Here is a 20540-nt window from a genome sequence, read left to right as displayed (position 1 = left end):
CGATGCGCAAGGCTCTGATCCGGCGAGCGCGGCGATGGCTCTATGTCGTCCATCGCTGGATCGGCATCGCGACGTGCCTCCTGTTCGCGATGTGGTTCATCTCCGGCCTCGTCATGATGTACGTGGCGTTTCCGCGCCTCACCGACGGCGAGCGCCTCGCTGCGCTCCCGGTCCTTCTCTGGAACAAGGTGCAGATCTCACCGGATCGCGCGATGGCGATTGCGGGCGCGGAGCTTTATCCGCGCGACCTGCGCCTCGCGATGATGGACGAGACGCCGGTCTATCGCGTGATCGGCTGGAACGGCACCGCCGTCACCATCTCGGCGATCGATGGCCGGATCATCGACGGCATCACGGCCGATCAGGCGCTCGCCGTCGTCCGCCATCATCCGCGCGCGGTGCAGCCGCGGCTGCTCGACACCGTGACGCGCGATCAATGGTCGGTCACGGCGCGGTTCGATCCGCTGCGGCCGCTTTATCTGATCGGCCTTGGTGATGCCGACGGCACCGAGCTCTATGTCTCGTCGCGCAGCGGCGAGATCGCGCTCGACACCACGCGGCGGGAACGGGTCTGGAACTGGCTCGGATCGATCCCGCACTGGATCTATCCGACGGTGCTGCGCAAGGACGGGCCGCTGTGGCGGGATGTGGTGCTGTGGATCTCGGGCGTGTGTCTGGTGGTCGCCGTCACCGGCTTCTGGATCGGCATCCTCCGCCTGCGGCTGACGCGTCGTTACGCTGATGGCGGCGTCTCGCCCTATCGCGGCTGGATGGCCTGGCATCATATTGCCGGCCTCGTCGGCGGCATCTTCGTCCTCACCTGGATGTTCAGCGGCTGGCTGTCGCTCAATCCCGGCGGGGCGTTCGCCGGGCGCGGCCTCACGCGCGAGATCGCGGTCGGTTACAGCGGCCACGATACGCCCGATATCGTCGCGCACTTGCAGTCTCCGCCGCCGATACCGGCGGTGGAGGCGCGCTTCGTCTGGATCGGCGGACGCGCTCTGATGGTGCTCGATGACGGCAACGCCCACCGCAGCCTCGCCGATCCCGCAACCGGTGCGCCCGCGGCTCTCTCGCGCGACGAGATCATCGCGGCGGCCCGACGCGCGGTGCCGGGCGTTGCGATGACATCGGCGCATCAGCTCGATGAGCCGGATGCCTATTGGTACACACTGCACCATCAGCGCGAGCTCCCGGTGCTGCGGATCGGCTTCGACGATCCCGCCCACACCTGGCTGCACATCTCTCCGGTCACCGCCGAGATCCTCGACCGCAGCGACGACAGCCGACGATCCTATCGCTGGCTGTTCAACGCGCTGCATAGCCTCGACGTCCCGTTGCTGCTGCGCATCTGGCCAGCGCGCGACGTCGTGGTGTGGCTGCTGTCCGTGGTCGGCACGGTCGTCTCGATCAGCGGTATCGTGATCGGATGGCGCCGGCTGCGGCGGAAGATGCGGCCGGAGCAGAAGCGCAAGCGTCGTGAGAAGCAGACCTATAACGAGAACAGCGCCTTCCAGGTCATCGGGCTCGGCGATGCGGCGGGCTCGTCCGGCAGGTGACGGCAGGGAGCGGGATCGCAGGCGGGAGGAGCGACAGCGCGATGCAAATCTCGCTGTCGCAGCAGCGCAACGGCTCGCGCGCAGTGCGGGCTTGCGATCGGTGATTACTTGACCGTCAGGTGCACGTCCGGCGCCGGCCGGTCCGGGACCCATTCCAATGCAAACCGCTGGCCGGCAATGATCTCATAGGTCGAGAGCTTCGATGCGACGGCGTCGCGGAACCTGAGATAGACGTCACGCTGCCGCCCGCCGGTGCGGGCCGCTGCGAGATTGAGCCATTTGTAGGCCAGCACAAAATCGGTTGGGACGCCGTGGCCCTTGTCGTAGATCAGGCCGAGCTGGGCTTGCGCGAACGGGTCCCCCTGCACGGCGCCGCGATAATAGAGATCGGCGGCAGCGGCGTAGGCCTGCGGCACACCGAAGCCGTGCTCATACATGAAGCCGAGCATGCCGAGCGCTCTCGGGTTGCCGCGCTCGGCGGCCGGCGCAAGCTCCTGAGCCGCCCTGACATAGTCGCCGCGATGGAAGGCGGCTGCGCCCCGCGCAACACCGTCGGCACTCGCGACTGACGCGGTCACCGCCCAAAGCGCTACAGCAAGCGAGGCGCAGAGCGACTTGCGCGATGTGAAAAGGCTGCGTGCGCGCATGCCCGGCTCAGTGATAGCTGGTGGTGATCGGCGCATTGGTCGTTGTCGTGGCGATGCTGCCGCGCAGCTTCGATCGCAGCTCTTCGGCCACGGTCTGGGCGTCGGAACCGTTGCGGATGATCTGCGGGCGGATGAAGATGATCAGCTCGGTGCGCTGGGTGCCATTGCTCTGATGCCCGAAGGCATCGCCGAGGCCGGGGATCTGGTCAAGCACCGGAAGCGCGTTGCGGGCGCCGCTCTGCTGTTCGCTGATCAGGCCCGCCAGCAGCACTGTCTGGCCGTTGGCGACCGAAATTTGGCTCTTGACCCGCCGCTCAGACACGGTCGGCGTCAGGTTTACCGTGCTGCTCTGCGGAACGTTGCTGATCTCCTGCTCGATATCGAGCCGCACCGTGCCGTTGACGCTGACACGCGGCGAGACCTTCAGGATGATGCCGGTGTTGCGATAGTCGATGGTGTTGACCACCGTATTGCTGGTGGTCAGCACCGTCGCGCTGCCGGTCGACACCGGGACGACGTCGCCGACCTGCAAGGTCGCGACCTGGTTGTTGATCACGACCAGCGATGGATTGGAGAGCACCTTGACGCTGGTGACGGCATGCAACGCATCCAGGATGAGGCTCGGCTGCGTCTCGGACCCGACCAGGAAGTTGAAGCCCGGGAAGGCCCGGTTGATGAAGGCGTTGGTGACCGAGCCGGCGACGGTGGCGACGCCGGTGGTTGCGTCCGTGGTGGTCGCGGGCGCCGTGGTGGCCTGGGTGCCCGTGAACGAGCCCATGTTCGGCTTCAGGCCCAGGCTCCGGCTGGTGAGATAGGTCTGCACGCCATAGGACAGGGTGTTGTTGAGCGTGACCTCGGCGATCGTCGCGTCGATCGCGACCTGGAGCTGCGGCTCGTCGATCTGCACCAGCGTCGCCTCGATGATGCGATAGTTGGCCTGGTCGGCATAGATCAGGAGATTGTTGTTCACGACATCGGGCGTGATCCGCACGTCCTGCATGACGGGCTGGCCGTTGCCGGAGCCCGACGCGCCGCGCCCGGCATCCAGCGCGGCATTGTTGCCCTGGCCTTGATTGTTGGGATTGTTCGCTTGCCCGCCGGCGCCAAATCCTTGGCCGAGGCCCTGGCCCGTCCCCGACGTGCCGCGTGACGCGAAGCCGTTCATACCCGAATTCGCGCCGTTGTTGTTGTTGAGCGACAGGCGGTCGGCGACGCTCGACGTCGACGAGGTGCCGGAGCCGGGCGCGAGCTGGCTGTCGGCGCTGTCGAGCAAATTGCCGGAGGAACCGCCGAGGAACATGTCGGTCAGAACCCGCGCGATCTGGCGCGCATCGCCGTATTTGACGCGGTAGACATGGACCGAGGTACGCGCAGTGTCGTTGCGATCGAGGCGCTTGATCCAGGTCGCAGCCGTGTGCAGCATCTCCGGCTTCTTGGTCACCACCAGCACCGCGTTGAGGCGCTGGATCGGCATGAACTTGATGACGTTCTGGCTGAGGCCGTTCTCGCCGGAATCGACGATCTTCTCCAGCTCGGCAATGACGGGCGCAGGCGACCCGCTCGAGATCGGGAAGATGCCGACGGACTGGCCGCGCATCCAGTCGACGTCGAAGCTGAGCACGGTGTCGACGGCGGTGCGGCGCTCGGCGCCGGTGCCCTGGATCAGCAGCAGGTTGCGCGATGTGTCGGCACGAACCGAGCCGGCCCGGGTGGCGAAGCTGTCGGTCAACTTCAGCAGTGTCTGGGCCGACACATATTGCAACGGGACCACCGAGATGCCGAAGCCGGCTTCGGGATTGGCTGCCGCGGAATCGACGCGGCCGCCGCCGACGGCGTCGCCGAGCGGCGTCAGGCGGTAGCCCGACGTATCCTTGAGCAGCACGACGCCGCTCAGGCGGAGCGCGTTTTCAAGCACGAAGACCATGTCGGATTTCGGCACCGGACGGACCGACACCAGGCTCACCGTGCCCTGCACCCTCGGGTCGATGGTGTAACCGACATGCAGGATGTCGCCGAGCACGACCTTGGCGACGGTCGCCACCGGCGTGCTCTCGAAGTTCAGGTCGAAGCCGTTGCCGTTCGAGGCCGGCTGCGGCCGCGCATCCGCCAGCGCCGTCACTTCGCTTCCGTCATACATCGCCGCGCGCACGCTGCCGCCCTGGCTGCCGCTCGTGGCCGCCAGCGCGTTCGCCGGCGCCGGCTGGCGCTGCGTCAGATCCAGCGAGCGCACCTTGTCGGTGACGTCGAGCTGGGACGCGTCGACGCTCTCGCCGACCGTTGCGGAATTGCAGGACGCCAGCAAACCCAATGACGTCAAGGCAAAAATGGCTGCGAGGCCGCCACGGATCGTCGGGCAGCGGCCCACTGTGCCTACGCGTTGCATGAAGGCCCTTCGGTCTGACTAACTGAGATTTCGATTGCTTGCGACGATCGGTCCTACCCCGGGAGGACTCTTAGCGATCGAACATGACAGAAATAAATTGGTTACATGATTGTCGTTCGCGACCTGCCCAGCGCATCGCACCAAAGCTGTGCAGTCGATGGCCCCCCGGCGTGTCCGCGAAGCCACGTCAAGGCTTCTTGAGCGAGGCGAACGATGTGACTTCGCACAGCTGTCACACTTCGGATCGATAACCGCAGAATTGCCGGGAGCCGAACGCGACCGCGCGCAGCGGCCTCGGCACGAACTGATCCGGGATAGTGTGGCGGGATATCGAGAATGGCCAACGACCTGTCCGTTCGGTTCGTGGATTATCTCCGTCAGAACAATTACCTGACGCCGACCGACGGAGCGTCCGACCGGACCGGGCCGGGCGCCGACGTCAGGCAATTGAAACTGTGGGAGATCACAAGTCTCTCACCGACCGAGTTCACCGACGAAGCCGCGCGCTTCTTTGCGCTTGGCCGCCTGACGCTCCAGGATATGACCTCGGCCGAACCGCTGGTCGGCTCGTTCTCGCCGCGGTTCCTGCGCGAGACCATGGTCTATCCGTGCCGTGCGGTCGATGGTGGCACCGTGCTCGCGGTGGTCGACCCGACCGACCAGGCGACGCTGCGCGCGGCGCAGATCGTGCTCGGCGCCGACATCACCGTGAAGGTGGCCTCGTCGGAGGACGTCGCCATCGCGCTGAACAACGCCTCCAGCGCCGAGGAGGCTGAGGCCGCCGATACGACGGCGGCGCTGCCCCGGGAAGACGACATCGAGAGCCTGCGCGATCTTGCCAGCGGCGCCCCGGTGGTGCGCGCGGTCAACGATCTGATCGAGAAGGCAGTCGAGCTTCGCGCCAGCGACATCCATATCGAGCCGTTCTCCGCCGGCCTCATGGTCCGCTTGCGCATCGATGGCCTGCTACGGCCGGTTGCGGCGCTGTCAGGCGTGCTGCCGCAGGCGGTGGTCTCCCGCATCAAGATCATCGCCAATCTCAATATCGCCGAGCGGCGCCTGCCGCAGGACGGTGCGGCGCGGCTGCGGGCCGGGCGTACCGACATCGATATCCGCGTCGCGATCATGCCGACGCAGCACGGCGAATCCGCCGTCATCCGTATCCTGCCCAAGGATCGCGGCCTGCTGGTGGTCGAAAAGCTCGGCTTCTCCGAGCCCGACGAGGCCAAGCTGCGGCGGCTCTTGAAGCTGCCGCATGGCATGATCGTGATCACCGGGCCGACCGGCAGCGGCAAGACCACGACCTTGGCGACGATCCTGTCGATCCTCAACGAGCCCAGCCGCAAGATCCTCACGATCGAGGATCCGGTCGAATACGAGCTTCCCGGCGTCAACCAGTCCCAGATCAAGCCGGCGATCGGCCTGACCTTCGCCACCGCGCTGCGCTCCTTCGTTCGCCAGGACCCTGACGTGATCATGGTCGGTGAAATCCGCGACACGGAGACCGCCCACGTCGCGGTGCATGCGGCGCTGACCGGGCATCTGGTGCTGACGACGCTGCACACCGAGACCGCGGCGGCCGCGGTGCCGCGGCTGCTCGACCTCGGGGTCGAAGGCTATCTGCTGCGTTCGGTGCTGCGCGGCGTGATCGCGCAGCGGCTGGTCCGGCAATTGTGCGAGCGCTGCAAGGCGGCGCGGCCGCTGGCATCGGCCGATTTCACCGAGGATCCGCGGCTCGCCGCGCTCGGCTTTAAGGCCGACGAGATCATTCAGGAGCCATGCGGCTGCGAACGCTGCGGCGGCACCGGCTATCGCGGCCGCCTCGGCGTGTTCGAACTGCTCGAACTGTCCAATGAACTGCGTGAACTGATCGGAGAGCGAACCGACGGGCTGAAGATCGATACGATGGCGATCCGCGCGGGCATGACCACGATGCTCGATGACGGGGTCGCCAAATGCCGCGCCGGATTGACCTCGCCCGCCGAGATCCTCCGCGTTGCAACGGTGCGGTGACGCCGTGCCGAACTATCGCTATCGCGCTCTGACCCAGGCCGGCGAGATCGTGAACGGCACGATCTCGGCGCCGACCGCGGCCGAGGTGGCGCGTCGCATCGAATATCTCAAGCTGCTGCCGATCGAGACCACCGAGGACAAGCGCGCATCAAGCGCCGGCGGCGGCCGCAGCCTGTTCGGCGGGCCGAGTGCCGCCGAGGTCACCACGTTCACGCGCGACCTTGCGCTGCTGCTGAAAGCCGGCGCGCGTCTCGACGATGCGCTGGAGCTCCTGTCCGGCGATGCCGATGTCGGGCGGATGCGCCCGGTGGTCGCCAAGATCCGCGCAGCGCTGCTCACCGGCGAGAGCTTTGCCGATGCGGTCGCCGACCATCCGACCTTGTTTCAGCCGATGTACATCGCGCTGGTCCGGGTCGGCGAAATCTCCGGCACGCTCGATTCCGTGCTGGAGATGCTCGGCACCGAGCGCGCGCGGTCCGAGCAGATGCGGCGCAAACTGACCGACGCCATGCAGTATCCGGCCTTCGTGCTGGTTGCGGCATCCGGCGTGATGCTGTTCTTCCTGCTGTTCGTGCTGCCGCAGTTCTCGACCGTGCTCGGCGATTTCGGCGGCAAGTCGGACACGGCGCTCGCCAGCTTCATCGCGCTGTCGGATTTCCTGCGCGCCAACGCCACCGCGGCAAGCCTGATCAGCGCGGCGACGATTGCGCTCGCATGGTGGCTGCTGCGGCAGGCGCGGGTGCGCGCCGCGCTGGTCAATGGCATTTCGCGGGTGCCTGGCATCAGCAGCGCGTTCCAGTTCTATCGCGCCAGCCTGTTCTGCCGCAATCTGGGCGTCCTGCTCGGCAGCGGCGTCAACCTCACGGCCGCGCTGCGCATCCTCGTCGACATCATGGCGGTGACCGGGAGCGAGGCGAACTGGACCGCCGCCGCGGACCGCGTCCGCCATGGCGGCAAATTGTCCGAAGCACTCGCGGTGGCGGACAGCCTGCCGCCGATGGCGGTGCGCATGCTGCGGCTCGGCGAAGAGACCGGGCAGCTGCCGGCGCTGGCCGGGCGGGTGGCGGAATTCTACGAAGCTAAATTGCAGCGCAGCCTGGATCGTGTCGTCGGCATCGTCGGTCCGCTGGCGATCATCACGATCAGCACCGTCGTCGGCGGGCTGATCGTCTCGGTCATGACGGCGCTGCTCTCGGTCACGCAGCTAGTCGGTTAAAGCAGAGGTCATCGGTCATGATATCGCGCAACAGCATCATCGAAGCATTATCCATGCGAGCGGGACGCGGTCGCGTGCGGCCGCAAACGGCGAGGCGTTCGGGCGAGGCGGGCTTCACCCTGGTCGAAATGCTGGTGGTGATCGCGATCATCGGCCTCATCATGGGGCTGATCGGACCGCGCGTGCTCAACTATCTCAGCGAGTCCAAGGTCAAGACCGCGCGCATCCAGCTGCAGAGCTTCTCCAGCGCGCTCGATTTGTTCTATCTCGACGCCGGGCGCTTCCCGTCGACGGCGGAGGGGCTCGCCGCGCTGGTGCGGCGCACGCCCGGGGTCGCGGCCTGGAACGGCCCGTATCTGAAGGGCGGCAACGTGCCGAACGATCCCTGGAATCATCCCTATCTCTATCGCTCGCCCGGCGAGCACGGGCCTTACGACATCGTCTCCTACGGGTCTGACGGCCAGGAAGGCGGCAGCGGTGCCTCGGCCGATATCTCGCTCGAGAAGACCACGGCCGCCAACAACGACCAGTAAGGATGCATGGCAAGCATGAATGACGCGGCGCAGCGCGGCTTCACCCTGCTCGAGATGGTGTGCGTGCTCGCCATCATCGCGCTGCTGGCGGCCGTGCTGCTTCCGTTCATTCCGCACCAGACGTCGCGGTCGCGCTTGCAGGCCTATGCGCTGCAGACCGCGACGCTGCTTAAGGCCGACCGGAACGCCGCCATCGAGCGTAGCACCAGCGTTGCGACGCTGGTCGATGCGCCGAGCCGCGTGATCCATTCAGGGTCGTCGCGCATGACGGTGCGGATCCCCGATGACGTGCGGTTCGATGCGGTGCTGCCGCAGAGCTGCCAGCGCCGCGCGGCACTGTCGACCATCCGTTTCTTCGCCAATGGCGGTTCCTGCGGCGGCTCCATCGCGCTGACGCGGCTCGATACGGGATATGAGGTCCGCGTCAACTGGCTCACCGGAAGGGTTGAAATCGTTGCCCGCGACGTCGCCGCCAACTGACCGCAGTGAAGCGGGGTTCACCATCATCGAGGTGCTGGTGGCGCTGGCGCTGGTGGCTGTCTCGATCGTTGCGATCGGCGCCGTGATGGGCGTCAAGACGCGCGGCGTCCGGGCGATGGAGCAACACGTGGCGCTGATGCAGGCGGTGCGGACATTGATGACGGTCGGCATTCCGCCGCGCGCCGAATTGCAGTCGGGTACGACGACCGGACAGGCGGAGGGCTATAGCTGGACCATCGAGGTCAGTCCGCTCGGTGGCAACTGGACGGTGCCCGAAGGCAATCTGCCCTGGGCTCCGGAGCTGGTGCGGATTCGCGTCAAATCTCCAGGCGGTGCGCTGTCCGACATTCGCACCGTGCGCCTGATGCCGAGGTCTGCGGAATGATCCGGGCAAGGACAGCACAGCGAACCAATGAGCGCGGCTTCACGCTGATCGAGATGATCGTCGCGCTGGCGTTGATGGGGCTGTTGCTGTCGGCGCTCGCCGGCATCACCGGGGAATGGCTGCCGAGCTGGAACAGGGGGCTCGATCGGATCCAGCGCAGCGAACTGATCGGGATCGCGCTGGAACGGATCGGCGCCGATCTTGCCGCGGCCGAGTTCGTTGCGGCCAACCGCGATACCCACAAGCCGCTGTTCGACGGATCGGAACTGTCAGTGACCTTCGTGCGCACCTCGCTGGGGCCGAATGCCGGCCCGGGGCTCGACGTGGTGCACCTTGGCGAGGTCAGGGATCGCGGCGAGTTCGTCACGGTCCGTTCGCAGGCGCGATTCACGCCCCTCGCCGACGGGGTGTCGCTGTCGGAGCAGGTGCATCTCGGCAGCCCCGTGGTGCTGCTGCGTGCGCCGTATCGGCTGTCCTTCGCCTATGCCGGTGTCGACCGGGCCTGGAAGAACGCGTGGAAGGATGCCGAGCGGCTGCCGGCGATGATCCGGCTGACCGTGCGTGACGCGGTGAGCCAGCGCGTGTTGTCGGTTTCGACCATCGCGCCGGTCCATGTCCAGATCCCGAGCGATTGCACCAAGCCGGACGGCAATTGCGGCGACAAGGGCAGTTCCAATGTTCCGACCGATCAGGGGAAGACCTGATGGGTGCGCCCGGCAATAGCGGCCGATCGCCGGCTGACCGCGGCTTCGTCATCGTTGCGGTGCTCTGGATCCTGCTGGCGCTGTCGTCGCTGGCGGTCATCTTCTCGGCCTATCTTGCCGCGTCGGCGCGGGCGCTGGCGGCGAGCGACGTCTCGTTGCAGACGGAGGCGCTGGTCTCGGCCGGGCTCGAGCTCACCGCCTATCAGCTGACGCTGACGGATGAGAAGACGCGGCCGCAGCACGGCGCGTTTCAGTTCGGGCTGGACGATGCCAGCGTTGGTGTCAGCTTCACGTCGGAGGCCGGCCGTGTTGACCTGAACTACGCGTCGAAGGAGATGCTGGTCGGCCTCTTCGTCGTGCTCGGCGCTCAGAAGGACGCCGCCTCGGAATATGCCGACCGCATCGTCGGCTGGCGGACCCGGCCGACGCCGGGCAGCGAGAACGTGGAGGCCGCGCGCTACAACGCGCTGGGCTATTCGCCAAGGCAGGGGCTGTTCACCCATGTCAACGAGCTCGCGCTGGTCGCCGGCATCCCCGAGGCCTTTGTCGACCGCGTGCTGCCGTTCGTGACGGTGTTCAACGGCAGTCCGGATGTCGATCCGAAGATCGCCGCGCCGGAAGTCGCGCTGGCGGTGGATAAGGCATCGGGGAAGCAACAGGACAGTTTCGGCTCGAGCACGCTCGGCTCGAATGCTCCGTCGCCGAACGGCATCGCCGCGGGAGCGCAGGCCCCGAACCCGCAGGGTGCGGCGTCGACGGCGCAGAGCCCTTGCTACCGGATCGCGATATCGATCCGATTCCGCAACGGTCACCGCACCACGTCTGAAGCGGTGATCGCGCTCGGCGACAAGGCCGAGCCCTATCGTGTGTTGTCCTGGCAGAACGATCTTGAACCGAGAAGCCCGGTTCTGTTGCGCGGGAGAGGGTGATGGCAATGCTTGCCGAAGCACGGCAATGGTTCGAGCAATGGATCGGCGCGGTCGCGACGGCCGTTGACGGCGTCGCGGGCAGGTTCGTGCGCCGGCGCAGCGTCGAGCTCGACGAGAATGGCGACGGCACCTTCACCGCCCGCCTGGCGGCGGCCAAGGACGGCTCGCCCGCAGCTCCGGTTTCGTTCCGGCTCGATCATGATGTACCGCAACCTGCGCTGCCGGCGGAGTGGAAGACGGCGTTCGACGGCAGCCGCATCGAGGTGCGTTTGCGTTCGGATCACATCGTCAGCCGTGTGCTCGATTTCCCGAGCCAGGCAAGCGACTTTCTCGACGGCATGATCCGCGCGCAGGTCGACCGGTTGACGCCATGGTCCGCCGCCGATGCGGTGTTCGGCTGGGGTTCGCCGCAGCCGATCGCCAACGACCGTATCGAAGTCGCGTTTGGTGCGACCGCGGCGGCCAAGGTCGATCCGGTGGTCCGGATGGCCAGGATGCTCGGCGCCGCCTCCATTGCGGTCTCGGCGCCGGCAGTCGGCAGTGATGGCAAGCCGCAGCAGGTGACGCTGCTCGACCGATCGCTGCGCGGCCTTGCCGGGCCTGCGGTTCCACGGCTGCTGCGCATCGCCCTGGTCTCGACGGCCGCCGCGGCCGCGGTCTGCATGCTGCTCAACATCTATGTCGGCGGATGGCTGCAATCCGAGCAGGAGGATCTGCAACATCGGATTTCGCAGCGCCGCGCCGCGCTGCGTCTCGATGCCAACGGCGATACGTCCGGCCTCGGCCTCCTGGCCAAGCGCAAGCAGACGACGCCGTCGAGTGTCATGGTCCTGGAAGCGATCTCGCGCGTGCTGCCGGACACGACCTATGTGACGGAGCTCCGTATCGAGGGCAACAAGGTGCAGGTGGTGGGATTGACCAAGGATGCGCCATCCCTGATCCGGCTGCTGGAGCAGTCGCCGCAATTCACCCGCGCGACGTTCTTCGCGCCGACAACCCGCGCGGCGAATGAATCGGCGGAGCGGTTCCACGTCGAAGCCAACATATCAGCCTATTTTGGGTCCGGCTCATGAGCGCAGCATCCCGATCGCTGACCGCGGTCAGCACCTCACCCCTGGTCGCCACCGCGAGCTATCTCGGTCTCGTCGTGCTGTTGCTCTTCGTCGTCATCTCGTCGCTCTCGGATCTCATCGGCCTGCGCAGCGACATTGCGGCATCGGCTGGAATGCTGGAGCAATTGGAGGGACGATCCAGGGCGAAGACCGCGCCCGGCGAGGCCGCCATGCCGACCGGTTCCGCCTATCTCGAGGGGGCGACGGTCACGGTTGCTGGCGCCACCTTGCTGCAACGGGTGTCGGGTGCGGTGATCAAGGCCGGCGGCAACGTGCTGTCGACGCAGCTCGACGTTCCCAACGCACCGGCCAAGGCCGGCTTCATCAGCATGGTGGCAAGCAGCGAGATCGAGCAGGCGCAATTGCAGCAGGTGCTCTACGATCTTGAAGCCGGCATGCCGTTCCTGTTCATCGACCAGCTGGTGGTGCAACCGGTCGCCGACGAAGCCGCCAAGGGCGGCGATCCCGGCAAGTTGCGCGTGCTGCTCGGCGTGTCCGGACAATGGCGAGGAGCCAAATGATGCGACGCCATGCTGCGATCATCGTGCTGCTCGCGATGTCGGCTCAAGCCGCGCCGGCCGCCGTGCCGGACCGGTCCGGCGATGCGCTGGATGCCGGGTTGCTCGACGAGACCCGTCTGGGGGGGCCGGTGCTGAGCTCGCCGCCGGCCTCCGAACCGGTGACGTCGGTCCGGGTGGCCCCGTCGCCTGCGCCGACGCCGCGGCCGCTCAGCGCAAATCCGCTGTGGGGCATTCCGCTCACGACGCTGTCCAATACCCGCGACCGCCCGGTGTTCTCGCCGTCGCGGCGGCCTCCGCCTGCCGTGGTTGCGGAACCGGAGGTCAGCAAGCCTGTGCCGCCACCGCCGCGCAAGGTCGCGACCGAGCCGCCGCCGCTGTCGCTGGTCGGCACGATCTCGGGAGATGACGAAAGCTTCGGGATCTTTCTCGATCAATCGAACAAGACCGCGCTGCGGCTGAAGATCGGCGACGATTTCCAGGGCTGGAAGCTGCGAACCATCAAAGCGCGCGAAGCCACGATGGAGAAGGACGAGCACGAGGCGGTGCTCACATTGCCTCAGCCTGGTGGTGATGAGAGCGGCGAGGCCCGCCTCGTTCCGGTCAGCACCGAGCGCAAGCCATTGGCCCTGCGACGACAGATGTAAGGGGACGTCCCGCAGCAGCTAGTTCAGCGCAAGCCAGTTCTGAAGTGCCGGCGTCAGGAGAAGCCCGAGCGCAAGAAAAGGGCCGAACGGGATCGACGTCTGGCGCTTCATCGCGTGTCCTGCGAGCTGCAGGCCGCCGGCCACACCAAGTGCCGCGAGCGCCGCGATCAGCAGCAAGGTCGGAACCCCCGACGCGCCGACCCAGATCGACGCGGCGGCAAGAAACTTCACGTCGCCAAGCCCCAGGCCGTCCACGTGCCGCAGGGCGAAGTAGAGGCGCTGCAACAGCCAGAACACGACGCCGACGAGGCCGGCGATCGCCATCGCACTGAAGGCGGCTGTTGCGCTATCTGTGACAACGATGTTCGCAAGTCCGAGTGCTGCGATCGCAAGATTCAGCCAGTCGGGAATGATGCCGTGGCGAAGATCGATCAGCGCGACGGCGCAACACAGCACGCAAAGCGCGCTATAAGATGCAATGAAGTAAAGCGCTTCGTGATCGATCTGCATGGTAACGGGACAAGTGTGACGCGTAAGCACAATGTGTTGCAACAACTCGCGCGCATTGAACAGTGCATTTTCAATCGATCAGCAGCGCCGCATGATGCGTTTGCGGCATTGTGATCGTCATCGACGATGATGAAACAGAAAAGATGCGACAAAAAGTCTGCGCTGTCACAAATCCGCATAGGATACCGACAATAGTTCGCTCCGCTACGTGCCGCGAGCCCTTCGCGGCAGATGAGTGGGTTGACTATGTACAAGATGCGAGTGGCGGCGTGCCTGGCTTTGCTGGCCGCGTCGGCAGGCGTGCGCGCCGCGAATGCGGGCGCTCTCGAGGACGGCGCCGAGCGTTATCGGCCCTATTTGATCGAGGGCGTCGGCAGCGCGCTGGCGGGCGCGCGTGCGTTGCGCGAACGCGCCGCTGCTGCGGATCTGCCCGGTGCAAGGAAAGCCTGGTTGTCGGCGCGCGCCGGTTGGGAGCGCTCGGAGGTGTTCACCGCGGGCTTCGTGCCCGAGCTCGATGCGCAGATCGACGCCTGGCCGAACGCGGACAGCGGGTTTCATGCCATCGAGGCCAAACTGTTCGGCGCTGCCAGCACCGACGTCGCCACCGATGCGACCGGCCTCGTCGAGCACCTGAATGATCTTCACGGCAAGCTCAAGGACATCAAGCTGACGCCGCAGGGCCTGCTGGACGGCACGGTACGGCTCGCCTACGAAGTCGGCGAGAGCAAGGCCGATGGCGGCGAGTCGCGCATCAGCGGCACTTCGCTGGACGACATGCGCAACAATATCGCCGGCATCGACTTCGCCTATCGCACGATATTCTCCGCCGCGCTCAACACGGTGGACGGCAAGCTCGACGAGATGGTGACGAACCGCATCGAGCAGCTGCAGGCGATCGTTGCCACGCCCGACCTGCCTCACATCAACATCGCCGATCTGCGCCAGACCAGCGAGGAGCTGGTCGTCGCGCTGCAGAGCGCCTCGGCAAAGCTCGGGCTGCAACGCCCGACCCTGGAGGCGCAGGCGCGATGACATCGTTCCACCGGCGGCTGGCCGCGCTGCTTCCCGGCGTCATCGCCCTCGCGTTGCTCGGGCGTGCGGCAGCGTTTCCGGTCGACGGCGACAAGACCGTGCTGCCGGTCGCGACCGAGCTGAACGAGGATGCGCTCGACAAGCCGCGCGAGGTGTTCCAGTCCGAGCGGACCGGAGCCAAATCGTATCTGGTGAACCTCGGTGATCTCGCCTTCAATTCGCCGGGGCTGCTCGGCGAGGTGGCGCGGCAGGCCGGCGTGAGCTGCGGCACCTGCCACGTCAATGGTGCGAACAACGCCAAGTTCTTCATGCCGAAGATGTCGAGCCGGCCCGGCACGTTCGACACCACCGGCCCGTTGTTCAATCCGAAGGCCAACAATCTGGCGTTCGATCCGGTGCGGATCCCGAGCCTGCGCGGCGCGCGCTATCTTGCGCCCTACGGCGCCGACGGCCGCTTCGCCTCGCTGCGCGATTTCGTCCACAATGTCATCACCAACGAGTTTGCCGGTCCCGAGCCGTCGCCGGCAACACTCGATGCGATCGTCGCCTATCTTCACGATATCGACTTCCTGCCCAATCCGAGTCTCGGTCCAGCCGGACGACTGGCCGGCAAGATCACCGACGCGGAGCGCCGCGGCGAGGCGCTGTTCGCAAAACCGTTCCCGCACGATGCTGCACTGAGCTGCGCGGGGTGCCATGTTCCGTCATCCGGCTTTGTCGATCACCAGCAGCACGATGTCGGTTCGGGCGGACTGTTCAAGACGCCGACGCTGCGCAACGCCGACTTCAACGCGCCGTATTTCCACGACGGCCGCTTCGATAACTACAACCAGGTCGTCGATTATTTCGATCGAACCTTTCAGCTCGAGCTCTCGGCGCAGGACAAGGGCGACCTCGTCGCCTATCTCACGGCCGTCGGCGACGGCGTGCAGCCCTATGAACGCGACGGCGCCGGTGCGACGCTGAAGGAGATCAACGATTTCTCGACGGTGCTCGCGACCGCGATTCCCGCCGGTGACAAGGACATCGTCGGGCTGGCGGTCGATACGATCGGCCGCGAGCTGCGCGAACTGACCGAGCAATATCCCGATCGCAAGAACACCAGCGTGTTGGGCGGCGAGCAGCAGCGTGTGCTTGCGCGCAACGGGCTCAAAGAGCTCGTGCTGACGTTGCGGCGCATCGAGATGGCGGTTGCCGCGGGCCGCAACGCGGATGCTGCAACCGAGTTCAGGAACTATCGCAACTTGATGGTCGCTGCCGTGCCTGCGCTGTTGGCGAGCGCCGAGCCGTGGTCGCTGTTCAATCAAGATGTGCACGACCAGCATTACGCTGCACTTCGCGAGGTGATGCGTTCCAGGCACATCGCGCATTGATCGGCTTTTATCGTAGCGGTTTCGCGCAACGCGCCGTTGCGTGGACTGCTGCGTCGATTTTCGATCATCGATCGAAAAGTTGATCGGTGGAGATGCGTCGAGCGGCGGGATGTCTCCACAGAAAATCTTTGAACGTTTCGAAATTTCTCGCGCGCTTTCACGTAAGCGAAAAGCATGCGTCATACTGTCGCACTAAGCAGGGCGTGTTGCTATCCGCAAACACCCTGAGGTCGACAATGAGTTTGAATTACAAAAAGCACTGGCGAACCAGCACCGCGCTCTGCATCGCGTCAACGGTGCTGGTCGCAACTGCCGCATATGCCGCTCACTATCCGGGCGGTCGCAGTGATTGGGACAAGCGTTCGCATCACAATCACCAGGCGCAAGAAGAGGGCGATCGTACGAGGCATGAGAACCATGGAGATCATGGTGGCAAGGATCACGGCGACAAGGGCAAGACGGCGTCGCCGATCAAGCACGTCATCATTCTGATCGGCGAGAACCGCGGCCTGGATCACACCTTCGGTGTGTACAAGCCGAAGGGCAAGGGGCAGACCATCTCCAACCTGTTGTCGAAGGGTATCGTCAACGAGGACGGAACGCCGGGACCGAACTTCGCGCTGGCGCAGCAGGCCTCGGTCGCGGGCCAGCCGCTGTACTACATCGGTGCGCCTGCCATCTCGAAGTCGCCCTACAACGCCACCAATCTGATGCCGCAGCCGAACACCAACGGCACGCCGACCGCGCAGAGCGACACGTCGCCTCCGTTCAAGACGATCACCGAGGCCAGTGTCGAAAAGGACATGGATCCGGCCGATCTCGACATCCTCACCACCGGCTTCAGCGGCCTGCCGACCGGTGTGCTGGATACCCGCGTGCCCGGCGCCGGCGGTCTGAACGGACCGTTCCCGCTGCAGGGTGAGCAGATCAGCGACGACGACTATACGGGCGACTCGACCCATCGCTTCTATCAGGATTGGCAGCAGGAAGACTGCAACGCCGCCAACGCCACCAAGAAGAACAATTCGGGATGCCTAAACGACCTGTTCCCGTTCGTGATGGCGACCTATTCGTCGTCGAACAAGAGCATGGCCAACTCGATGGGCTTCTACAATGCCCAGCAGGGTCAGGCCCCGGTCCTGAAGATGCTCGCCGACCGCTTCACCCTGAGCGACAATTTCCACCAGTCGTTCCACGGCGGCACCGGCGCGAACCACTTCATGCTCGGCACCGGCGACGCGGCGTTCTGGAGCGACGGCAAGGGCAATCCGGTGACGCCGCCGGCGAACCTGATCGCCAATCCGAATCCGGTCGCGGGTTCGGTCAATCGCTACACCGTCGACGGCAACTGGAGCAACTGCTCGGACGTGTTCCAGCCCGGCGTGAAGCCGATCGTCAACTATCTCAACAATCTGCCGTACGCGGCGGAGCCCAACTGCAAGCCCAACCACTACTACATGCTCAACAACGTCAATCCGGGCTACCTGCCGAACGGCGCGCTGTCGGGCGGCAACAACGTGCCGCCGTCGTCGGTTCGCACGATCGGCGATGCGCTGATGGAGAAGAACATCTCCTGGGCGTTCTATGGTGGCGCGTTCAACGACGCCGTGGCGCTCTCCAATGCCGCGGTTGCCGCCAATCCGTCGAACCCGAACCTCAGCGCCGCTGCGGTCACCGATCCGGCGCACGCGCTCGGTGTTGCCTACTGCCAGATTTGCAATCCGTTCCAGTATGCGACCTCGATCATGGCCAACCCGGCCGTGCGTCAGGCCCACATGAAGGACACTGCCGATCTGATCACGGCGATCCAGAACAACACGCTGCCCGCGGTGTCGTTCGGCAAGCCGGACGGTCTGCTCGACGGTCACCCGCAGAGCTCGAAGGTTGACCTGTTCGAGGCCTATGTCCTGAACGTGCTCAACGCGCTGGAGAACAATCCGGAGCTGAAGGCTGATACCGCGATCTTCGTCACCTGGGATGAGGCCGGCGGCTACTGGGACTCCGGCTACCAGCAGTCGATCGACTTCTTCGGCGACGGACCGCGCATTCCGACCCTGATCCTCTCGCCCTATTCGACGGGCGGCAAGGTCAACCACAACTACGCCGACCACGCTTCGCTGCTGAAGTTCATCGAACGCAACTGGGGCCTCCAGCCGCTCACGAACCGCAGCCGCGACAACCTGCCGAACCCGAGCTACTCGAAGAACAACGAGTACGTCCCGACCAACAGCCCGGCGCTCTCTGACTTGTTCGACGCGTTCGACTTCAGCAAGCCGGTGACGTTGTCCTACACCGAGTGATCGGGCCTTCGTCCACCACGAGGTCTTGAATCCATCCAAGGCCGGCGCCGATCGAACCATTGGTTCGGTCGGCGCCGTCATGTTCTGCCTGCCCATCAACTGGACGACCGGGGATCTGCGATGACGCGCGACGAAAACACGTGCAAGGGGCGTGTGGCGGCTTGCCTGTCCGCGATCGCGATCCTGGCCGCCGCGCCGATCCCGGCCACGGCGCAGCAATTTGCAGCCGACCTCATCGCGCGGAAGGACGGTACGGCAACCGCCATCGGAACGCTGCGGGTCTCGGGCCGAAAAGCGCGCATCGAGACCACCGCGCTGCCCGACGGCTTCTTCCTGCTCGATACGGCCGGGCCCGCTGCCTATTTCGTCCGGCCGGCCGCGCACGTCTACATGAATGCCATGCAATCGAGCCCGCTCACCCAGCAGTTCGTGCCGGTCGATCCCGACGATCCGTGCCGGCAATGGCTGGCGATGGCGCAGCTATCCGCGCCGATCGATCTCGCGACGTGGCACTGCCAGCACGATGGACAGCAGGCCATCGCGGGGCGCGACACCGAAATCTATCGCATCGCCGCGCCGTCCGGTCTGGGCTTCACCGGCTGGATCGACCGTGCGCGCAGCTTTCCGGTGCAGATCAAGACCGAAGACGGGACGGTGATATCAGCCGATCACATCCGGGACGAGCCCCAGCCGGCGCAAAGCTTCGAACTTCCCGCGGGTCTGCGCAAGTTCGACCCGCACGCGCTGATCCGCCGGATCCAGCAGAGCGACGTATGGGTCGAGCCGCCGGCCTCGCAGTGATGGGCCGTGCGCTACTGTGATTGCCCGCTGGTGACCGGCAGCATCCGGCCGAGTGCCGTGTAGTGGGCTTGATGCACGGTGCTGTTGAACAGCGACCACGGCTCGGCCTTTTTCAGGGCGACGGGGACGTCGAAATTCACCAGCTGGGCAAATCTGCGATACTCCGTCATCGCTTCGTCGATATGACCGGCCGCGACTTCGAGGTCGATGCGGCGCAGCGTGAGGACGAGGTCCTTCAGGATCGCGCGCGCCGCGAGCCGCTCGTCCTTGCCGCCGATCGAGGTGTTCCTGATGTCCGGGATGTGCTCGGTCAATTCGCGCAGTTCGGCGCCGACCCCGGTCACGGCGAGCGACACCACCGCGGTATCGGCGGCCGGGATCGCGGCCTCAAGCACGCTTGAGAGCTCCAGCACTTCCTTCATCCGGAGCACGACGCCGTCCTTGTCGAACGGACGTTCGCCGTCGCCGACCGCATTCAGATAGGCCACGAGGTCCTGCACGTCCTGGGTCGACAGTTCGAGGTCGAACACGCGGTCGAAATGATCGACCACCTGCTCATAGCTGTCGTAGCGGCCGTCGTGGAAGTACGGCGCGTTGAAATTGGCGTTAAGCAGGGTAGGGGTCTTCACCAGCCCGCCCGATCCAACGTCGTGACGCACCTGGTCGTTGAAGGTTCCACCCGGAATGTGACAGCCGGCGCAGCTGAGCTCGGCCTGCTTCGGGAACGGCTTGAAGAACAGCGCCTCGCCACGGCGCTCGGCCACGCTTGCCTGCACACCGAGCCTGCCGCCGGGCGCGATCTTCGGATTGGGGAGGAAGTCGATATCGTTGATATAGGCGACGAGGCCGTCGAGGACCTGGTCGCTTGGCCGCGGGCCGGAAAACTCGTTGACGATGACATTATATACAAACTCGCGCAGCGAGGTGATGCGCCCTTCATGGCCGTAGGGAGCGAGGAAGCGGGCGCCCCGCAGGCTCGGAATCCTGACCGGGTCGAGGATGCTGTTGAAGGTCTTCGCGTTGAAGACGAGGCTCGTCGTGTCGAAGGTGCCGGGGCGCGAGGACACGCCCGGAACGAACAGCTTCGGGTTCGATGCGCCGCTGACGTGGCAGGTGCCGCAGCTCATTTCGGCCTGGCGCGCCTTGCCGCCGAGGATGGAAGGCGAGTTGAACGCGAGATCACCGAGATTGACCAAATAGGACTTCCGCCCGCCCATCGCCTCGGAATGAAAGAGCTCGCGTGGCCGCAGCAGCGCGTCCTCGGAAAATTCAGTGCCGGCCGGCAGCACGGTCTGGTCGCCGCCGAGCGGAAACGCCAGTGCGCGCAACGGCAGCAAAGCAACCACGAGCGCCAGCAATGCAGTCCGCCGCGGTCTCACGTCGCGATCGGCAGATGGC

General features: G+C 65.6%; 19 protein-coding genes. 15 read left to right on the top strand and 4 right to left on the bottom strand.

Annotation, left to right across the window (positions count from 1 at the left end; genetic code table 11):
* The first annotated feature begins 2 nt into the window (after positions 1–2).
* Entirely contained in the window at positions 3–1559 is a 1557-nt protein-coding gene (locus tag CK489_RS01865; RefSeq protein ID WP_095731075.1) for a PepSY-associated transmembrane domain-containing protein, read from the top strand.
* Positions 1560–1663: 104 nt separating this feature from the next.
* Here CK489_RS01865 and CK489_RS01860 read toward each other — a convergent pair whose 3' ends face one another.
* Complete coding sequence (locus CK489_RS01860) at positions 1664–2137, bottom strand: tetratricopeptide repeat protein (protein ID WP_095731194.1); 474 nt, start codon at positions 2135–2137, stop codon at positions 1664–1666.
* A gap of 76 nt (positions 2138–2213) precedes the next feature.
* Positions 2214–4589, bottom strand: a complete 2376-nt coding sequence (gene gspD / locus CK489_RS01855) for a type II secretion system secretin GspD (RefSeq protein WP_198960802.1) — start codon at positions 4587–4589, stop codon at positions 2214–2216.
* Between the two features lie 336 nt (positions 4590–4925).
* Between gspD and CK489_RS01850 the strand changes: the two genes are divergently transcribed.
* Genes CK489_RS01850 through CK489_RS01805 form a run of 10 tightly spaced genes read left to right on the top strand, consistent with a single transcriptional unit; the run spans position 4926 to position 13126 of the window.
* Complete coding sequence (locus CK489_RS01850; protein WP_095731074.1) at positions 4926–6602, top strand: GspE/PulE family protein; 1677 nt, start codon at positions 4926–4928, stop codon at positions 6600–6602.
* A gap of 4 nt (positions 6603–6606) precedes the next feature.
* Complete coding sequence (locus CK489_RS01845; protein ID WP_095731073.1) at positions 6607–7818, top strand: type II secretion system F family protein; 1212 nt, start codon at positions 6607–6609, stop codon at positions 7816–7818.
* Positions 7819–7871: 53 nt separating this feature from the next.
* Positions 7872–8351, top strand: coding sequence for a type II secretion system major pseudopilin GspG (gene gspG / locus CK489_RS01840; protein WP_198960801.1), 480 nt, complete (start codon positions 7872–7874; stop codon positions 8349–8351).
* A gap of 15 nt (positions 8352–8366) precedes the next feature.
* A complete protein-coding gene (locus CK489_RS01835; protein WP_050631338.1) occupies positions 8367–8831 on the top strand; it encodes a type II secretion system protein in 465 nt (154 codons plus the stop codon).
* On the top strand, positions 8806–9216 hold the full coding sequence (locus CK489_RS01830) for a prepilin-type N-terminal cleavage/methylation domain-containing protein (protein WP_143278068.1): 411 nt from the start codon (positions 8806–8808) through the stop codon (positions 9214–9216). The genes CK489_RS01835 and CK489_RS01830 overlap by 26 nt, the downstream gene beginning before the upstream one ends.
* Positions 9213–9920 carry a PulJ/GspJ family protein gene (locus CK489_RS01825; RefSeq protein ID WP_050631336.1) on the top strand — a complete coding sequence of 236 codons (708 nt, stop codon included), beginning with the start codon at positions 9213–9215 and terminating at the stop codon, positions 9918–9920. The genes CK489_RS01830 and CK489_RS01825 overlap by 4 nt, the downstream gene beginning before the upstream one ends.
* Positions 9920–10849 (top strand): type II secretion system minor pseudopilin, encoded by a 930-nt coding sequence (locus CK489_RS01820; protein WP_095731071.1) that lies wholly within the window; start codon positions 9920–9922, stop codon positions 10847–10849. Before CK489_RS01825 ends, CK489_RS01820 begins: the two co-directional genes overlap by 1 nt.
* A complete protein-coding gene (locus tag CK489_RS01815; protein WP_095731070.1) occupies positions 10849–11922 on the top strand; it encodes a PilN domain-containing protein in 1074 nt (357 codons plus the stop codon). Before CK489_RS01820 ends, CK489_RS01815 begins: the two co-directional genes overlap by 1 nt.
* On the top strand, positions 11919–12482 hold the full coding sequence (gene gspM, locus CK489_RS01810; protein WP_245350224.1) for a type II secretion system protein GspM: 564 nt from the start codon (positions 11919–11921) through the stop codon (positions 12480–12482). The genes CK489_RS01815 and gspM overlap by 4 nt, the downstream gene beginning before the upstream one ends.
* Positions 12482–13126 (top strand): hypothetical protein, encoded by a 645-nt coding sequence (locus tag CK489_RS01805; RefSeq protein WP_244486401.1) that lies wholly within the window; start codon positions 12482–12484, stop codon positions 13124–13126. The genes gspM and CK489_RS01805 overlap by 1 nt, the downstream gene beginning before the upstream one ends.
* 18 nt (positions 13127–13144) lie before the next feature.
* Here the strand turns inward: CK489_RS01805 and CK489_RS01800 are convergent, their stop codons facing one another.
* Positions 13145–13636, bottom strand: a complete 492-nt coding sequence (locus CK489_RS01800) for a prepilin peptidase (RefSeq protein ID WP_095731069.1) — start codon at positions 13634–13636, stop codon at positions 13145–13147.
* 246 nt (positions 13637–13882) lie between these two features.
* On the opposite strand from CK489_RS01800, the gene CK489_RS01795 reads away from it, so the two are divergent.
* From CK489_RS01795 to CK489_RS01780, 4 genes are all read left to right on the top strand, one after another.
* Positions 13883–14668 (top strand): EfeM/EfeO family lipoprotein, encoded by a 786-nt coding sequence (locus CK489_RS01795; protein WP_095731068.1) that lies wholly within the window; start codon positions 13883–13885, stop codon positions 14666–14668.
* The gene (locus CK489_RS01790; protein WP_095731067.1) at positions 14665–16041 is read left to right on the top strand and encodes a cytochrome c peroxidase; all 1377 of its coding nucleotides are present in this window, start codon (positions 14665–14667) and stop codon (positions 16039–16041) included. Before CK489_RS01795 ends, CK489_RS01790 begins: the two co-directional genes overlap by 4 nt.
* A gap of 236 nt (positions 16042–16277) precedes the next feature.
* Positions 16278–18341, top strand: coding sequence for an alkaline phosphatase family protein (locus CK489_RS01785; RefSeq protein ID WP_245350223.1), 2064 nt, complete (start codon positions 16278–16280; stop codon positions 18339–18341).
* A 120-nt stretch (positions 18342–18461) separates the two neighbouring features.
* Positions 18462–19142 carry a hypothetical protein gene (locus CK489_RS01780; protein ID WP_245350222.1) on the top strand — a complete coding sequence of 227 codons (681 nt, stop codon included), beginning with the start codon at positions 18462–18464 and terminating at the stop codon, positions 19140–19142.
* An 11-nt stretch (positions 19143–19153) separates the two neighbouring features.
* Here CK489_RS01780 and CK489_RS01775 read toward each other — a convergent pair whose 3' ends face one another.
* Entirely contained in the window at positions 19154–20521 is a 1368-nt protein-coding gene (locus CK489_RS01775) for a cytochrome c peroxidase (RefSeq protein WP_245350221.1), read from the bottom strand.
* Positions 20522–20540: the final 19 nt, after the last annotated feature.

The sequence above is a fragment of the Bradyrhizobium sp. UFLA03-84 genome (assembly GCF_002289535.1).
Lineage (GTDB): Bacteria > Pseudomonadota > Alphaproteobacteria > Rhizobiales > Xanthobacteraceae > Bradyrhizobium > Bradyrhizobium viridifuturi.
This window is presented reverse-complemented; position numbering and strand designations above follow the sequence as displayed.

Excerpts from the sequence above, each read along its gene's own strand:
- CK489_RS01865 (WP_095731075.1), top strand. The coding sequence starts at position 3 with ATGCGCAAGGCTCTGATCCGGCGAGCGCGGCGATGGCTCTATGTCGTC.
- gspD (WP_198960802.1), bottom strand. The coding sequence starts at position 4,589 with ATGCAACGCGTAGGCACAGTGGGCCGCTGCCCGACGATCCGTGGCGGC.
- CK489_RS01850 (WP_095731074.1), top strand. The coding sequence starts at position 4,926 with ATGGCCAACGACCTGTCCGTTCGGTTCGTGGATTATCTCCGTCAGAAC.
- gspG (WP_198960801.1), top strand. The coding sequence starts at position 7,872 with ATGCGAGCGGGACGCGGTCGCGTGCGGCCGCAAACGGCGAGGCGTTCG.
- CK489_RS01835 (WP_050631338.1), top strand. The coding sequence starts at position 8,367 with ATGAATGACGCGGCGCAGCGCGGCTTCACCCTGCTCGAGATGGTGTGC.
- CK489_RS01825 (WP_050631336.1), top strand. The coding sequence starts at position 9,213 with ATGATCCGGGCAAGGACAGCACAGCGAACCAATGAGCGCGGCTTCACG.
- CK489_RS01820 (WP_095731071.1), top strand. The coding sequence starts at position 9,920 with ATGGGTGCGCCCGGCAATAGCGGCCGATCGCCGGCTGACCGCGGCTTC.
- CK489_RS01815 (WP_095731070.1), top strand. The coding sequence starts at position 10,849 with ATGGCAATGCTTGCCGAAGCACGGCAATGGTTCGAGCAATGGATCGGC.
- gspM (WP_245350224.1), top strand. The coding sequence starts at position 11,919 with ATGAGCGCAGCATCCCGATCGCTGACCGCGGTCAGCACCTCACCCCTG.
- CK489_RS01805 (WP_244486401.1), top strand. The coding sequence starts at position 12,482 with ATGCGACGCCATGCTGCGATCATCGTGCTGCTCGCGATGTCGGCTCAA.
- CK489_RS01800 (WP_095731069.1), bottom strand. The coding sequence starts at position 13,636 with ATGCAGATCGATCACGAAGCGCTTTACTTCATTGCATCTTATAGCGCG.
- CK489_RS01795 (WP_095731068.1), top strand. The coding sequence starts at position 13,883 with ATGTACAAGATGCGAGTGGCGGCGTGCCTGGCTTTGCTGGCCGCGTCG.
- CK489_RS01790 (WP_095731067.1), top strand. The coding sequence starts at position 14,665 with ATGACATCGTTCCACCGGCGGCTGGCCGCGCTGCTTCCCGGCGTCATC.
- CK489_RS01785 (WP_245350223.1), top strand. The coding sequence starts at position 16,278 with ATGAGTTTGAATTACAAAAAGCACTGGCGAACCAGCACCGCGCTCTGC.
- CK489_RS01780 (WP_245350222.1), top strand. The coding sequence starts at position 18,462 with ATGACGCGCGACGAAAACACGTGCAAGGGGCGTGTGGCGGCTTGCCTG.